The 16,266-nt window shown below is 43.3% G+C and carries 16 protein-coding genes and 1 pseudogene; 10 read left to right on the plus strand and 7 right to left on the minus strand.

The features are described 5' to 3' along the window. Window positions 1-140: 140 nt before the first annotated feature. Together ACFSYC_RS06635 and ACFSYC_RS06640 are read right to left on the minus strand one after the other, a co-directional pair. On the minus strand, window positions 141-638 hold the full coding sequence (locus ACFSYC_RS06635; protein ID WP_377124812.1) for a hypothetical protein: 498 nt from the start codon (window positions 636-638) through the stop codon (window positions 141-143). Further along, entirely contained in the window at window positions 628-1,089 is a 462-nt protein-coding gene (locus ACFSYC_RS06640) for a sigma factor-like helix-turn-helix DNA-binding protein (RefSeq protein WP_377124814.1), read from the minus strand. Before ACFSYC_RS06640 ends, ACFSYC_RS06635 begins: the two co-directional genes overlap by 11 nt. Before the next feature lie 204 nt (window positions 1,090-1,293). On the opposite strand from ACFSYC_RS06640, the gene ACFSYC_RS06645 reads away from it, so the two are divergent. From ACFSYC_RS06645 to uxaC, 9 genes and pseudogenes are all read left to right on the plus strand, one after another. Next, window positions 1,294-2,460: an FG-GAP repeat domain-containing protein gene (locus ACFSYC_RS06645; RefSeq protein ID WP_377124816.1), complete on the plus strand. Its 1,167-nt coding sequence runs from the start codon at window positions 1,294-1,296 to the stop codon at window positions 2,458-2,460. Window positions 2,461-2,486: 26 nt separating this feature from the next. Then, window positions 2,487-3,368 carry a YitT family protein gene (locus tag ACFSYC_RS06650; protein WP_377124818.1) on the plus strand — a complete coding sequence of 294 codons (882 nt, stop codon included), beginning with the start codon at window positions 2,487-2,489 and terminating at the stop codon, window positions 3,366-3,368. Between the two features lie 1,098 nt (window positions 3,369-4,466). Further along, window positions 4,467-4,874, plus strand: a complete 408-nt coding sequence (locus ACFSYC_RS06655; RefSeq protein ID WP_377124820.1) for a c-type cytochrome — start codon at window positions 4,467-4,469, stop codon at window positions 4,872-4,874. A 364-nt stretch (window positions 4,875-5,238) separates the two neighbouring features. Next, a pseudogene (locus tag ACFSYC_RS19645) lies at window positions 5,239-6,281 on the plus strand (DUF7133 domain-containing protein); the annotation flags it as partial. A gap of 597 nt (window positions 6,282-6,878) precedes the next feature. Continuing rightward, the gene (locus ACFSYC_RS19650; RefSeq protein WP_449288988.1) at window positions 6,879-7,301 is read left to right on the plus strand and encodes a c-type cytochrome; all 423 of its coding nucleotides are present in this window, start codon (window positions 6,879-6,881) and stop codon (window positions 7,299-7,301) included. A 395-nt stretch (window positions 7,302-7,696) separates the two neighbouring features. Then, window positions 7,697-8,467, plus strand: coding sequence for an HAD-IIB family hydrolase (locus tag ACFSYC_RS06670; RefSeq protein WP_377124826.1), 771 nt, complete (start codon window positions 7,697-7,699; stop codon window positions 8,465-8,467). Between the two features lie 80 nt (window positions 8,468-8,547). Further along, on the plus strand, window positions 8,548-8,766 hold the full coding sequence (locus ACFSYC_RS06675) for a hypothetical protein (protein ID WP_377124828.1): 219 nt from the start codon (window positions 8,548-8,550) through the stop codon (window positions 8,764-8,766). A 15-nt stretch (window positions 8,767-8,781) separates the two neighbouring features. After that, window positions 8,782-9,795 carry a glycoside hydrolase family 130 protein gene (locus ACFSYC_RS06680; RefSeq protein WP_377124830.1) on the plus strand — a complete coding sequence of 338 codons (1,014 nt, stop codon included), beginning with the start codon at window positions 8,782-8,784 and terminating at the stop codon, window positions 9,793-9,795. 71 nt (window positions 9,796-9,866) lie between these two features. Next, on the plus strand, window positions 9,867-11,279 hold the full coding sequence (gene uxaC / locus ACFSYC_RS06685; protein WP_377124832.1) for a glucuronate isomerase: 1,413 nt from the start codon (window positions 9,867-9,869) through the stop codon (window positions 11,277-11,279). Between the two features lie 81 nt (window positions 11,280-11,360). On the opposite strand, the gene ACFSYC_RS06690 is transcribed toward uxaC, so the two are convergent. From ACFSYC_RS06690 to ACFSYC_RS06705, 4 genes are all read right to left on the minus strand, one after another. Continuing rightward, window positions 11,361-11,813 carry a YhcH/YjgK/YiaL family protein gene (locus tag ACFSYC_RS06690; protein WP_377124834.1) on the minus strand — a complete coding sequence of 151 codons (453 nt, stop codon included), beginning with the start codon at window positions 11,811-11,813 and terminating at the stop codon, window positions 11,361-11,363. 29 nt (window positions 11,814-11,842) lie between these two features. Then, window positions 11,843-12,856, minus strand: a complete 1,014-nt coding sequence (locus ACFSYC_RS06695; protein WP_377124836.1) for a PfkB family carbohydrate kinase — start codon at window positions 12,854-12,856, stop codon at window positions 11,843-11,845. Window positions 12,857-12,971: 115 nt separating this feature from the next. Continuing rightward, on the minus strand, window positions 12,972-13,514 hold the full coding sequence (locus tag ACFSYC_RS06700; RefSeq protein ID WP_377124838.1) for a hypothetical protein: 543 nt from the start codon (window positions 13,512-13,514) through the stop codon (window positions 12,972-12,974). A gap of 105 nt (window positions 13,515-13,619) precedes the next feature. Beyond that, window positions 13,620-14,354, minus strand: coding sequence for an endonuclease (locus ACFSYC_RS06705; protein ID WP_377124840.1), 735 nt, complete (start codon window positions 14,352-14,354; stop codon window positions 13,620-13,622). Window positions 14,355-14,443: 89 nt separating this feature from the next. Here ACFSYC_RS06705 and ACFSYC_RS06710 point away from each other — a divergent pair, with 89 nt between their 5' ends. Further along, window positions 14,444-15,391, plus strand: coding sequence for a TonB family protein (locus ACFSYC_RS06710; protein ID WP_377124842.1), 948 nt, complete (start codon window positions 14,444-14,446; stop codon window positions 15,389-15,391). A 22-nt stretch (window positions 15,392-15,413) separates the two neighbouring features. On the opposite strand, the gene ACFSYC_RS06715 is transcribed toward ACFSYC_RS06710, so the two are convergent. After that, entirely contained in the window at window positions 15,414-16,259 is an 846-nt protein-coding gene (locus ACFSYC_RS06715) for a transglutaminase-like domain-containing protein (RefSeq protein ID WP_377124844.1), read from the minus strand. Window positions 16,260-16,266: the final 7 nt, after the last annotated feature.

The raw sequence follows: 16,266 nt of genomic DNA on the forward strand, positions 1-16,266 counted from the left end.
ACCTCGCTATAGCCCTGATCGTTGTGCAATGCGGCGGAGACCCGGGTTTGTTTTTCAAAACATAAAAATGGTCGGAATTTCTTCCGACCATTCGTGGAATAACCGGCCTTTTAATTTTTATGATGATGCAATAATTACTACTATCTAAAAGATTTATATTGCTGAATCTCGCCTTTTAATTGCTGTATTTGTTCTTGTGCCTGTTTGTTAGCCAGGTAATAGTAAATAAAGCCTATCAAAAATATTTTACCCAACACAAATACAGCAGCAAACGCATACCGCCAGGCCTTGTGTATCCGCATGTGGTTAGACGATGACTCAACCTCAATAAACTGGTTGCCTTTATCGTTGTCGTGGCGTTTGTAACCAGTGTTAGCTTCTTTTACCTCGGGCAACATTTCGGGGGATGGAATAAGGCCATTAATGCCATCTTCAATACGGGTAAGCATATTTGGTGGTGGCGGTATGGCTATATGCTGCGCCAGGCGCTCCATGTCAAGCTCAACCTCAAACAAAGCATCTCTAACTTCGGGATATTGCTTTTTTAACCGCAATAATTCGCGGGTTTCTTCTTCAGAAGCCGAACCCAATACATAGGACTCCAAAACCCCACTTTCTATGTATTCCTTAATTTTCATTATACTTCCTTATAATTATAAAAGCTTCTTTCAAAAGTTTTTTTACCAGCTCTTCAGGTCGATTGATTTCTGTAGCAAGCTGCGCGGTTGTTTTTTTGCGATAGTAAATATTGCAAAAAATCAGCTTCTGCTCTTCGGTCATTTCATTCAAATGCTTATTGGGCAAGCTGTGCGTGGCATTCGGTGGATTGCAGCCTGCAGCCGCGTAGTCAAATTTAGCCAGTTGGTTTTTGGCATAACGTTGTAACGCGCACCAGTTGCTGCCCTCGTTCCAATTTATCGTGGTGAAATTTTGCGCCAGGCCCTTAAATATCTTTACCAGATAATCTTCGGCTACTTTTTTGTCACCAATTACCTCCATAATGTATCCTAAAAGCATAGCGGCATAATCATCATACAGCGTGCTTATGCTCAATGTTTTGGTATGCAACACCTGGTCCTGTTTCAACATCTTAGTCAATTATTCAAGTTAATTGCCGCCCCAAAAGTCATCATAGGTAACTGACTGACAAAATTATACAAACTTTATTTAATAAAGCAAAGGTATTTTGTTTTTAAAGCTATCAGTATTAAAGTAAATGTTAATTCGGGCTTTTTTGCTTAAACTCGCATATTAGCCCGTAAAAATTGTTGCACCAATTAAAACCACTGCGTTATGCTTACCTATATTTTGCGCTTTTGCTTCGCGATGTCGCTTTTAGCAACCGGTAATATGGCTTACAGCCAACAGTTTAAAAAAACAACGATCACTAATGATTTTATATCAGAGGGTGTTGCCGTTGGCGATGTTAACCATGATGGTAAAATGGATATTATGGCCGGCACTTGCTGGTTTGACGCTCCCGGGTGGACACGCCACGAGCTTGCCCCAACCAAATTACTAAACCCGGGTACTGAATACAGCAACTCGTTTTTAAATCATGCTATTGATGTTAACCAGGATGGCTGGATAGACCTGCTGGTGGTAGGTTACCCCGGCGAGCCGGCTACGTGGTATGAAAATCCTAAAAATGCGGCAGGTTATTGGAGAAAGTACGAGGTGTTAAACAGCGTAGGGGTCGGCAATGAGTCGCCGGCCTTTGCAGACGTTGATGGCGATGGGCATGATGACCTGATCTGCGCCGATGTAAAAGCAAAGCAAATGGTATGGTTAAGCCCCCCAACCAAAAAAGGCGATACGGTGTGGACGCGTTATAACATAGGGGTAAGAAATTTCGCCGGCATTGACAGATATTCGCATGGACTTGGGCTGGGCGATGTAAACCAGGATGGCCGTAAAGACGTAATGATAAAAGAGGGTTGGTGGGAAGCACCGGTAGATCGTAAAAAAGGTTTTTGGGAATTCCACCCCGCAAACTTTGGCGAGGAATGTTCGCAAATGTATGTGTACGATGTTAATAGCGATGGACTGAATGATGTGATCAGCGCATCGGCACATAAGTATGGTATTTGGTGGCATAAGCAGGGTAAAGACGCCCAGGGAGTCGCCACCTGGACTACGCACGAGATCAGTAAAGCCTTCTCGCAAACACATGGGGTTGCTTTTTCTGATATAAATAATGACGGTTTTCCGGACCTGGTTACCGGTAAGCGCAGGTTTGCCCATAACGACTCTAATACAGACCCCGGCACGCACGAAGCACCTGTGTTATACTGGTTTGAGCTTACGCCGGGTACAGCGCCTTACTTTACAGCCCACCAGATAGACGATGATGCCGGGGCAGGATTGAATGTTATTGTACAGGATATGGATAAGGACAAGCGGAAAGATATTGTGATATCTAACAAAAAAGGCGTATTTTATTTCCAAAATAACCGTTGACATACTACCTGTACTAACATCTGCTTATGACTTTAACCCGTAAACAAGCCTATCGAAGAATAGAAATTTCAAGAATTGTCATGATCGTAGCCGGCATTGCCAGCGCCTCTTTCGGCCTTGAAAGCTTTTTAATACCGAACGATTTTATTGACGGCGGCGTAACCGGTATATCTCTGCTGATAAGCTCGTTAACAAATTGGCCGATATCGGTGCTGATAGTGATCATTAATGCTCCATTTATATGGCTGGGCTACAAAAAGGTTGACAAGCTGTTTGCTATAAAAACACTGGTAGCTATTGCGGTGCTTGCTATTATATTAGCCACGGTGCATTTCCCCCTGGTTACTAAAGATAAGTTGCTTACAGCTGTGTTCGGCGGCTTCTTTCTCGGATCCGGGATAGGTTTGGCTATGCGCGGTGGAGCGGTGATTGACGGCACCGAGCTTTTGGCAGTATATATTAATCCCCGTTTGCCTATTTCTATAGGGCAAATCATTTTGATTATAAACATCGGGATATTTGGTGTAGCGGCTTTTTTCTTAGGTATCGAAGCTTCTTTATACTCCATATTAACTTATTTGGCCGCCACGCAAATGATCAACTACATAGTGCAGGGTATTGATGAGTTTACACAGGTAACCATCATATCCTCAAAGAGTGAACTGATTAAAAATGTAATTATGCGCCACCTGCACAGGGGGGTAACGATTTATAAGGGCGAGCGCGGCTTTGGCAAATCACAAATTGAAGATAAAAATATAGATATCATAGTAACCGTGATCACACTGCTTGAGGTGCAGCGTTTGGTAGCCCGGGTACAGCAGATAGATCCTACCGCTTTTATTGTAACCAATACCGTTACCGGGGTTAGGGGCGGGCTGGTGAAACGCCAGGCTTTAGACCACTAAATGCCTTCTACCATTTAGTAGCTTGCTGATATAGCCAAATCCGCGGGCTTTCTTATGTCCTAATTATCAATCTATTGTTAGGCTTTTTTACGGATTTTTTGTCAGGAAATAACTGCGTGACAGTATGGTGACAAATTGTCGGTAAAATTTTTATTTTGTTGCTAAGTTGGCAATATAAAGCTCAAATTACTCGCGATGTTTCGCACAATTGCAAAATATCAACCTTAAAGTGCTTTGTTTGTAAATCTGGCGGGAATAATCTAAATTCTAATCTCTAAATTCAATTTGATGATTTCTGTTTGTCAGGGTTTTAAAGTCCGATCTGACCTAAAATTTGGTGATCTAGAGATATTAAGTCCAAATTTTCGCCCTTTTTGTCGCTAATAATCCATTTCAGAACTTTTTTGGGTGCAATTTTCTTTCTTTCTTCTCTTTTTAGAAAAATAATCATTTTCAAAAATTACCATTTTCGACGGTAAAACATCTCCGAAAATTTATGGCATATTTTGTGTCCCCACCTATGTGGAAGCATACGGACTGACCGTGAGAAGACAGTTGGGCAACCTGGAAATTTAGAAAAACTATTAAAATTTAAAGTTATGTTAGTGATATTAGAAGTTGTTGCATTATTAGCTGTTATCATTGTTCCTCTTGCAATCCAGGCCAACAAGGCCGAAGCCAGAAGAGCATCAGCAAAATAAGCTCATACTATAACGATTTATTGAAGGGATAGCACCAGCTAGCCCTTTTTGTATTTATAGGCTGCCCCCACGTAATAAATAGACGACATATAAGCTATTTGATATTTAGAATCATTATTTATAAGTGCTGAATTATGCTGTTACGGTGTCAAAAGCCCCGTTTAAAGCGCTTTAAGGCAGTGTTTTGACTGTAGTTGAGGTTTGAGCTATTGTGTAAGCTTAACACACACTTGCAACCCCTTGCATTTGAGGGCATATTAATTAACTTTGTTCTGCATTAATATTACAAATGGATAACAAAAAGCTTGTTTTTTAACAGGTGGTTAAACTTCCGGCGTAAATATTTGTCATATCAGTAATTAACCAAGAATCATTTTATACATATACCATACTAATCATGAAGAAGATTGCCCTATTATCTACCCTATTTGTTGCCTTATTTGCAGTAAGCTCATCGGCGCAGCTAAAAACTAAAACTACTACTACGAAAACTACTGTAGTTAAAAAAACTACAGCGCCTGCGGCAGGTGCTAAAGTGAGCGCCGCTACAATTGAAGAAGGTAAACAACTGCTATCAAAGAGCGATTGCTTAAGCTGCCATAAAACCGACATCAAGATTGTAGGCCCTGCTTACAATGATGTAGCGAAAAAATACCCTGCAAACGCTGCTAACTACGAAAAATTAACGCAGAAGATAATTGCAGGTGGTGCAGGTGTTTGGGGCGATATCCCAATGTCGGCTCACCCGTCAACCCCACCGGCTGACATTAAAAAAATGGTGCAATATATTTTATCGCTTAAATAAAATTAGCCTATCTTAGTTACAGCCTTACCAAGGGCTTGTAACTTAAAATAATACAAGCCGGTATAGCAAAACTATACCGGCTTTTTTGTTATATACCAATTTATAAACCTAAAACTTAGCTAACATTATCCTTAGTGCCTGTGGCATACGGGTTTGTTTGCTTAAATTTTTCATGATGAATAAAAATTACAAGAAGTTATTAGCTGTAGTTTGTGTTGCTGCCATGGCTGTTTATGCCTGTAAATCGGTGCAGAAGTATGTTACCCAATACCCGGTTGAGCGGGACGCGGCGGGCAAGATCAAGGTAAACATGACTCCTGACCCTACTCCAAAATCGCCGGAGGAGGAAATGAAGCACATTTACATGCCGCCGGGCTATCACCTGCAATTGGTAGCAAGCGAGCCAATGGTGAGCCAACCCGTTGCCATAGCCTGGGACGGTGACGGCCGAATGTATGTAGCCGAGCTAAACACTTATATGCTGGATGTTAAAGGTACCGGCGAGCGCGACGCTACCTGTAAGATTAAGCTTTTAGAAGATACCAACGGCGACGGTATAATGGATAAGGTACTGTTTTTGCCGACAACTTGTTAATGCCACGTACGCTACAACCGCTGGATAACGGCCGTTTGCTAATAAGCCTTACTTATTCAAACAGTGTTTACTGCCTGCAGGATACTAATGGCGACGGTGTATCTGACAAAAAATGGCTGGCTTATGAAAATAATGGTAAGAATACCAATAACCTTGAACACCAAAAAAGCGGCTTGATCTGGAACCTGGATAACCGGATGTACTTAACCTATGACCCCGTACGCTTTACGGTTAAGGGTGATAAAGTGGTGCCCGATACCTTAATTGATGGCACCGCCGGCCAATGGGGTTTAGCTAACGACGATTATGGCCGCTTGTTCTTCTCATCCGCCGGAGGCGAGGATCCTGCATACCTGTATCAGCAAAACGTTCACTATGGTCATTTTGATTATGGGGACCGTTATGATAAGGATTTTATACCCGTTTGGCCAATTGTTACTACGCCCGATGTTCAAGGTGGTTTCGGTCGACTGCGTTTAGAGGATAGCACGCTTAATCACTTTACCGCTAGCTGCGGCCAGGGCGTTTTTAGGGGCGACAGACTACCGTCTGACCTTAAAGGCGACTTGTTGATCTGCGAGCCCGTGGGCCGTTTGATCCGTCGCGCTAAGGTGACCAATAATAACAGCAAAATTACCCTGCGCAACGCTTATGATAAATCTGAATTTATAGCTTCTACCGACCTTAATTTTAGGCCAGTTAATACCTCTACCGGTCCGGATGGTTGCCTGTACATTGTAGATATGTACCACGGTATTATTCAGGAAAGCGAGTGGACAAAAGCGGACAGCTATCTTCGCCCTAAAATTCAGCAAAAAGGGCTTGATAAAAATATTGGCCGCGGGCGTATTTTTCGTGTGGTGCACGATGATTATAAACCGCTTAATACCCGCCCGAAAATGCTGGAGGAAAGCAGCTCAAAATTGGTTGAGCACCTAAGCAACAATAACGGTTGGTGGCGGGACAATGCTCAAAAATTACTGGTACAACGCGGTGATAAGTCTGTTATAGCTGATTTGAGAACGCTTGCCGCAGGCGGCGGCCAACTGGCACGTATCCACGCTTTATGGACAATAAACGGCATGGATGCCATGGACGAAGAGACATTTGCCAAAGCCTTAAAAGACCCCGATGCAGAAGTGCGCAAACAGGCGGTTTGGATAGGAGAGGACTACATGACAAAGAACAGCAATGCCATAAGCCTACTCGAAAAATTAAGTAATGACTTAAGCAGCGATGTGCGTTTCCAACTGTTGCTTACCATGCGTTTTGTAAATTCGACTCAATCAAAAGCAATTATAGCCGGGCTTGTTAAAAATTATCCAGACGACCAGGCATTGCAAAATTCGCAACGTAGTTATGAGAATAAGCTAAGAGCTAAAACAGAACAACTGGTGCGTCAAAAAGCGATGAGTGAACAGGGCGCCAAACTAGTGGCTCAGGGCGCAATAATCTACAAACAATTATGCATCACCTGCCACGGTAGCGATGGAAAAGGTGTTAACACCGGCGGCCCCGGCATGATAGCTCCCGCGCTGGCTGCCAATCCCGACGTAAACGCCCAGGCGCCTGATAAGCTGATCCGCATATTGTTGCACGGTTTGAGTGGCCCTATTCGCGGTACCAGGTATCCGGATGCCATGCCTGCGCTGGGCGCCAATGATAATAACTACATCGCATCGGTACTAGGCTATGTACGTAATGATTTTGGGAACAAAGCACCAATTATACTGCCGGATGATGTTCAAAAAATAAGGGACGCGTCGAAAGAGCGAACTAAAACTTATACCATGGACGAGTTAGATGGTATAAGGTCGATTTTACGCAAGTAATATCGCGTAAGCAAAATAGAAAAGGGACAGGCCGGTTGGTTGGTCCCTTTTTTATTTATTTAAATTTATAAACGAAACATATGTTTGTTCGTAATATATAAGTTCGAATAGTCGATACTGCCTATCCTGAAATTACATTATGGTAGAATTACTTTCCAAACTAAAAGCTGAATACACTAGCAATTTTGTTAAAATTGGCAGTGGTCATAACGAGATACAATGGTCAGGAAAAATTGACGGTAAATATTGGCACGTTATGATTCATGTTATAGTTTTTAAAACGGATAGCGATCCAATAGATCTTTCCCCGTATTGACAGGGTCTCCTGAAAGGGACTCTACGCTGATTTAATATTTATCGCCCACACAATTACCACCGCGACTTGTTGTTATAAGATGAAAAAGCTGGTTATTTTTGATTTGGATGGTACCCTGGCCGAAAGTAAATCGGCTATTGATGATGAGATGGTTAAGATATTGGATGCCCTAGTTAACATAACTAAAGTCGCTATCATATCCGGCGGCGATTGGCCCCAGTTCGAAAAACAGGTTTTAGATCGTTTGACCAATAAAAAGGGTTTTAAAAATCTATCTATATTGCCCACTTGCGGCACCAAGTTTTATCAATATAAGTCGGGGTGGAAGAAACTATATGCAGAAGACTTTACATCAACCGAAAAAGAAAAGATCATTGCATCACTAAACGCCGCCGTTGTTGAGCAGGGCTTTAAGCCCGAGAAAACCTGGGGCGAACAAATTGAAGATCGCGGTAGCCAAATTACGTATTCGGCCTTAGGGCAACATGCGCCGCTGAAAGAGAAGAAAGAGTGGGACCCAGGCTTTGTAAAACGTAAAGAGATACAGAAGGCGTTGGCCATTACCGTCCCCGAATTTTCAGTGCATTTGGGCGGCACCACGTCAGTAGACATTACCAAGCCCGGCATTGATAAAGCTTACGGCATCAAAAAGTTGCACGACATTCTGGACATCAGAAAAAAGGACATGTTGTTTATTGGCGATGCGATATTTCCCGGGGGTAATGATTATCCTGCTGTTGAAGCGGGTATTGCTACCATCCGTATAAAAGACCCAAATGAGGCTAAACGCGTAGTGCAAGGCATTATAGCCTGTTTGGATAAAAAAGGGAAATATGATAACGTATTTTAACGGTACTACACCGTCATGTTCAAATTTTTACAAACAATTTCCGTCGTCATCACTTATTTAAATCATAAAACTCACAAACTATGAACGCTAAAGTACTAGGCTTCGCACTTATCATAATCGGCGCCGTAATGTTAATCTGGACAGGTTTTACTTACACCAAAAAAGAAAAAGTTATTGATGCCGGCCCTATAGAAATATCTGCCGACAGAGAAAAATCTGTTAACTGGCCACCATATTTGGGTGGGATATTGTTAATAGGCGGTATTGTAATTGTAGCAACTTCAAAAAAAAGCAGCTAAGGGTATAGCGCTACAATGGTCCGGATAAAAAAAGAAGGCGTAATACTGCGCCAGGCTGACGTTGACTTTGAAAGCGAGGCGGTGTTAAACCCGGCAGTTATAAAAGTAGGCGACGAGATAAAAATGTTTTATCGCGCTATCCGCAGGGGTAATCATTCTACCATTGGCTATTGCGTGTTAGATAAGCCTTTAACCGTATCAAACCGTTTGGATAAGCCCTTTATGGTGCCCGAGCACGACTATGAGCGTCATGGCATTGAAGACCCCCGCATAGTTTACATCGATGGCAGGTATTATATGACCTATGTGGCCTTTAACGGTAAAAATGCGCTGGGGGCGCTCGCCACCTCGGCCGATTTGAAAACATTTGAACGGCAGGGTGTTATTGTGCCGCAATTAACCTGCACAGCATTTGACGAATTGGCTAAAGTTAATACGGATATCATAGAGCGTTACAGGCAGGATTATAATTCTCCGGATACCATATTGATGGATAAGGACGTTGTATTTTATCCCCGCAGGATAAATGGCAAGCTCTGCTTTATGCACCGAATTAAGCCGGATATGCAGCTGGTAGCCATTGATAGCCTCGAAGAGTTAACTCAGGATTTTTGGGAAAACTATATTACCAATTTAGCTGAGTATGTTTTGCTGACGCCTAAAGGTCCGCACGAAATAAATTATGTTGGCGGCGGTTGCCCACCAGTAGAGACTCCGGAAGGTTGGCTTGTTATTTATCACGGGGTAGATAATGAAATGAAATATTCGGCTTGCGCGGCATTGTTTGATCTGGAAGACCCGGGTAAAGAAATTGCCCGCCTGCCTTATGCGCTGTTCAGCCCCGATCAGGACTATGAAATATCCGGCGACGTCAATAATGTTTGTTTCCCTACGGGCGCAATAGTTGAAAACGATACACTGTATATTTATTACGGTGCCGGCGATGATAAAATAGCTTGCGCATCTGTAAGTTTATCAGCTTTGGTGGCCGAATTGCTTTCGCATAGCGGTCTGCAATCGTTAGCGTAATAACCACACATTTGCTTTGGTAAAGCAGCTTATAAAAAGTATAATTGCATACCGCAATTATATACCAGGCAATGAAAAACTTCCTTGACGACGACTTTTTATTAGAGAGCGAGACCGCCAAAAAATTATACCACGACTATGCCAGTGCGATGCCGATCATCGACTATCACTGTCACCTGCCGCCCGATGAAATTGCCGATAATAAAACGTTTGCAAACATTAGCCGTATTTGGCTTAATGGCGACCACTATAAATGGCGCGCCATGCGTGCAAACGGTGTTAACGAAGCCTTTGTAACCGGGAACGCAAGTGACCGCGAGAAGTTTCAGAAATGGGCCGAAACCGTGCCGTATACCTTGCGTAACCCGCTATATCATTGGACACATTTAGAGCTGCAGCGGTACTTTGGTATCACCGATGTACTGTCGCCGGCTACTGCGGATAGGATTTATGATGAATGTTCAGAAAAACTAAGTTCGCCCGAATATAGTGTGCGGAGCCTGTTAAAGAAATTTAAGGTTGAGGTGGTTGGTACTACCGACGATCCGCTGGATAACCTTGCTCATCATCAAAAAATAAAACAGGATGATTTCGGCGTAAAAGTGTTGCCGTCGTTCAGGCCGGATAAGGCGATGAACCCCGATAATGTCGAGACGCTTAACGCTTACATAGATCAACTGACCGGTGTTACCGGCACCACAATCACCACACTGGATGATTATCTGGATGCTTTAAAAAACCGCCACGACTACTTTGCAGCCAATGGCAGTAAATTATCAGATCACGGCCTGGATCATATCTACGCTGCCGATTACACTGACGCGGAGATTGTCACGATTTTTAAAAAGATAAGGGGGAGCGAGGGATTATCTACGGACGAAAATATGAAATTCAGATCGGCGCTATTGCACCAGTTTGCTCTTTGGGATCATGAAAAAGGCTGGGTGCAGCAATATCATGTCGGCGCTTTACGCAACAACAATACTCGCGGGCTAGCCACTTTAGGCCCTGATACAGGTTGGGATTCCATAGGCGATTTTACTCACGGAAAAGCCCTGTCTAAGTTTTTAGACCGGTTGGACACCGATAATAAGCTGGCCAAAACCATCATTTACAATAGCAACCCGGTTAATAACTCACTTTTTGCAGCTATGACGGGTAACTTTAATGATGGCTCTGTGGCGGGTAAAATTCAGTTTGGATCGGGCTGGTGGTTTATGGATCAGAAACAGGGGATGATAGATCAATTGAACGCCTTGTCAAACATCGGCCTGTTGAGCCGATTGGTAGGTATGCTGACAGATTCGCGCAGTTTTATGTCTTTCCCAAGGCATGAGTATTTCCGCAGGATATTGTGTAACCTACTGGCCACCGATATTGAGAATGGCGAACTGCCAAACGATATAAAATGGACCGGTAAGATTGTTCAGGATATATGTTACAATAACGCCAGGGAGTATTTTGGCTTTTATGATAGTAATTGATCATACAGACGCAATGCTTTGCGTCTCTGACCATCATGCAATTGCCACCGGAGACGCAACGCATTGCGTCTCTACGGAATTTTAATCCATCCGAACTTTCACCACTAACTTTTTAATCAACCCTTCGCCAATCATTGGCGCGTGCACATCCTCGGGGAAGAAGATCACAAACTGCCCGTCTTTTACGGAGAAGTAAGTGTCAGGTTTGTCGTTATAAAACATGTAGTCTTTCTCTTCGCTGTATTCTTGTGCAATGCTATTGCAATCCTTCCGTGGTTTCCAGCCCATGGTTTCGTGGCCATGGATTACTACCTGTATATCTATGTTTTGATTATGGCACTCGAAGCGATCGAGGGTTTCTTCAACTTTCCGGCCGGGGTCGTTTGAGACGATTACTTTAACGCCGTCGGCCACCTTTATAACTCCTACCTCAAGCGCAGCCAGATCGGTGCCGTTAAGATATTCAAAAGCTGTTTTAAAGTTTCTATGCAAGCCGTAGTAACGTTCGGCACTGGTAAGGGTATCTATGATCATTATTATCTTTCTTAACTAATTAATCATTACTACCGCTGTATTTTCCCTGAGCCATCGCCACCTATTAAGGTTTCAATCTCAGCAACCGTGGCATGGTTCATATCACCCGGGATGGTGTGTTTCAATGCCGAGGCGGCTATACCAAATTCGGCAGCCTGCGCGGCGTTAAGTCCGGCAACCAACCCATAAATAAGCCCGCTGGCAAATGAATCGCCTGCCCCTACACGATCTACTATCCGCACATTATATTGTTTGGTGTGGTGGATCTCTGTGCCGTCAAATATCATGGCGCTTATGCTATTGTCAGATGCACTTTGGCTACCCCGTAAGGTTGATGCGATATATTTAAAGCCATATTTATCAGCCAGTTGTTTAAATACTATTTTGTAGTCATCCTGCTTCAAATTGCTTAGGTCTACGTCCGTATCCTCCGGATGAAAGCCAAGCGTAGCGTCAGGGCCCAGGCAAACGTCAACATATTGACAAAGCTGTGTAAGCGTCTCGCGGGCTTTTTCTGCTGTCCAGAGCTTTTTGCGGTAGTTTAGATCAAGGCTGGTGGTTAATCCTTTGGCTTTGGCTGCTTTTAGGGCAGCCAATGTAAGCGCGGCGGCTTTATCGCTCAGGGCGGGGGTGATGCCCGAGGTATGGAACCAATCGGCACCATCAAAAATTTTATCAAAGTCAAAATCACTTAACTCAACTTCGGTGATGGATGCATCCGCACGGTCATAAATAACCTGCGATGCTCGCATAGAGACACCCGGTTCTAAAAAGTATAATCCCAGGCGTTTGCCACCGCGGGCCACATGTTGTGTATCTACCCCATAGCGCCGCAGCTGGTTAATGGCAGCCTGCCCCAGCGCGTTATCAGGCAGTTTAGATATAAATGAGCTCTGTAACCCATAGTTACAAATCGCTGCGGCCACATTGGCTTCGCCGCCGCCGTAGTTAACATCAAAGCTTTCGGTTTGTACAAATCTTTTATAATCAGGGGTCGACAATCGCATCATGATCTCGCCCAGTGTTACCACTTTTTTTGACATTGGTTTATTACGGGCCTGGTTTATTGCTGGCATAGCCAAAAGTACATTAAACCCTGGCAAAAAAAAAGCGGCAGGTAAACCCGCCGCTTCTCTCTTATATAGTCATTTGGTTAAATCAGTACGAAGACACTAATGCCGCGTAATTATTGGTGGCCGGCAGGTTGGCTATCTTTGATGCAGCGTTTGCCAGTATATTGATATTACGCTCTCCATATTTTTCTTTAAGGCCTTTAACATACAGCCATTGTTGGTATTTGAGCGGCACCCGGGTTGCTTTCTTTTGAGCAAAGTAATTGCGATCCGTGCCTACCATAGCTGCTACGGCGTCATAAAATTCTTTACTATCGGGCAGCTTAGCGCTAACCGACGGGTAGCTGCTGCTCCACTTTTGATAGAACTCCTCGAATAGTTTTTCTTTTGGCAAATTGGTATGATATATCCACGGAGCGGAGGTGTTGTAAACGTAATCAATATACACCCTGGTGTTGGTGTATTCAGGGCTTTGTGTAAGGGTTTGTTTAATACAATCTGTGTTAGCTACAATAAGGCCTGCAATTGCCAATGGGTCTTTAGTCGCCAAAATATCATTAATAGGGCATTGTGCTTTAGCGGTGTTTACACCTATCGCCACTAAAAAAATAAGAACTAATTTTTTCATATCGACACCTCCTTATAATTGGTTAATTAAAGCTACAAACAAATTGTAACAAAGCTGTTACTATTTTTAAAATATTTTAATTCTATCCTGAAGGCTCTGTATGAATTAATCGATTAGCTCCTGGCACTTTTCGCAGTAGTAAGAGTGGCGCTTGGTTTTGCCGGTATCGGTTTTGTGCAACGCGATGTTATCACGCGGGCAAAAATTCTTTTCGTGGGCTTCAAGATGCCTGGTAAGTTGGTTGATTTTACGCCATTTCAAAAAGTCCTGAGAGAAATTAAGCACCTCCTGTATCAGGTCCTCCAATTTCTTTTCAGGTATCTGGCCAATAATACTTTCGGGATGCAGCCTTGCCCTAAATAGCGATTCGTTTTTGATGATGTTGCCCGAGCCTGAAAATATTTTTTGGTCCAGCAAAGCGTCACAAATCATCATTTTGGGTTTGGCTTTTAGTTTTGTAATAGCCTTTTGGGTGTCCCACTTTTTGCTCATAATATCCGCCGGCCAATCGTAAACATCATCAAGCGGCTCCTCAATTAGTTTTATAGAGCTTATAGAGAAGTTAACCTCGCCATTAGCAAATTGCATGTGCAGCGAAGCGTTCTTTTTTGGACTAGAATTTATGTAATACGATCCAAATAACATCATATGCACCCTCACCGCAAACTTAGGAAAGACGAGCAGCGTGTGCTTGCCCCAGGTTTTAATGTCTTTAAGGGTTTTGCCTATCAGCATCCCGGCATCAAATCCTTTGGCGTAACCGTTGGCATCTAATACCTTTTTGCCTTTAAAAGGTTTCAGTTTTTCTTTTAATATGATGATAGATGGTCCTTCTGGCATGGTGGTGTTTTTTAGGTAAATACAAAGATTGAGCCATTGTGTCTCTAAATAAAACATTACATTAGTCGCACGATAACCTATTCCAAGTAATGAAGATCCAATTTTTAATTGCCACAATTTTTTGTCTTACTTATACCCTGAACTGCAGCGCACAAGTTCGCGAGAATATCTACTACTTTAAAAACTCGGGCGCTAAAGTTGACAATGTAGACAGCGCCGATTATGTACGCGTAGTAAAGGCTCCCGAAGAAGGAGCTACTTTATATGACGTGGCTGAATATTATAAAAGCGAGAAGGTGAAATTTACCGGCAAAAGCGCTAAGGTTGAACCTTTGGTATACGAGGGTTTGTGCATCAGTTATTATCCCAACGGAAAGAAAAAAGAAATTATCAACTATAAAGCCGGGAACAGAGACGGCGACGCCTATCAGTATTTTAAGAACGGAAAAATATACCTGCACCGAAGGTATGTTGACCGAAATATGCTGATTATGGATTGTGCGGATAGTACCGGCAACGTTAGTGTAACCGAAGGCAACGGTAACTATGTTGGTTATGATGACGACTTTAAGAAAGTAACCGAGCAGGGCGAAATAAAAGCCGGCTTAAAAAACGGAAAATGGACAGGCATTGCTAATTTGGGGAAGATTTATCTTACCTATACGGAAGATTACGCAGATGGAAGGCTTATTGTCGGCAAATCAACAGACGAGAGCGGAGAAGCGTTCACTTACATGCAAAGGCTTATACAACCATCTTTTAAAGGTGGCCTGGCTGGCTTCGGAAGATACCTGGGCGATGGCATCCGTTATCCTCAATTAGCCAGAAACCGCCGCGAAGAAGGCAGGGTAGTTGTATCATTTATGGTAAAGACAGACGGGTCTCTGGATGGCTTTAAAGTAATTGAAAACCCCAATCAACTGATGACGGATGAGGCGATCAGGATATTAAAGATCTCGCCTAAATGGGAGCCAGGTGTGTTTTATGGAAAAATAGTGCCGGTTTGGTACACCGTCCCGGTGGCTTTCAGATTGTAACTTAACGCAAAGGGTGCATTACCTACAAATACGCTATCCCTTTATAATCGACGTGCCCATATTTTAATGGTTCAAAGGCTTCTTCAGCAAGTTCGCAACTTACCACTATGGTACGGAGCTCAACATCACCAAAAATGTTGGCAATAGCGGTGTCGGCGGCATCGCGGCCTGTGGCTATTTTAACCATGCCGTTTAGCGGTACCAATTTGGTGGCGTCAAACAATATCCACTCGCCGTTAATGTACGCTTCAAAACAGGCGTGAAAATCGGGTGGCACCAGCTGATAGGCGTAGCCGGTAAAATACCTGGCGGGTATGGTCAGCGCGCGGCACAGGGCAATCCCCAAGTGCGCAAAATCGCGGCAAACGCCCTGGCGCTCGGTAACGGTATCAAAGGCAGATGTTTCTGAATTCGTGGATCCGCTCAGGTATTCAACGTGCCAGTATATCCAATCGGTAATTGCAATTACTTTAGTAAACGGGTTTACAATATTGCCAAACATATCATTAGCCAGACGGTATAATTTGTCAGACTGACAATAACGGCTGGGGTACAAATACGGGATAATAGTGTGATCAAACTGCGCAACGGGCATCTCATACTGGCCTTGAAAATCAACTGTTTTAAAGCTATTATCTACAGTCGCCTTGTATGCGACCTTAATGATGCCCGGGTTAGTAACCTCAAACCTTACCATGCGGTTCTCTCCGGCGGTGGCGGGTAACTCTTCGGTAATAATGTTTGGGCTAACAGTAAACTCCTCGGTTAATACCTTTTGATGCGCTGTATGCAGTGCATTGACGTTTAAAATCAATGTACTCGCCGACTTCACTATATACTCCATTTCGGTGAATACATTAAATTTCATAGGGTGA

The sequence above is a fragment of the Mucilaginibacter antarcticus genome, assembly GCF_042686155.1.
GTDB classification, from domain to species: domain Bacteria; phylum Bacteroidota; class Bacteroidia; order Sphingobacteriales; family Sphingobacteriaceae; genus Mucilaginibacter; species Mucilaginibacter antarcticus.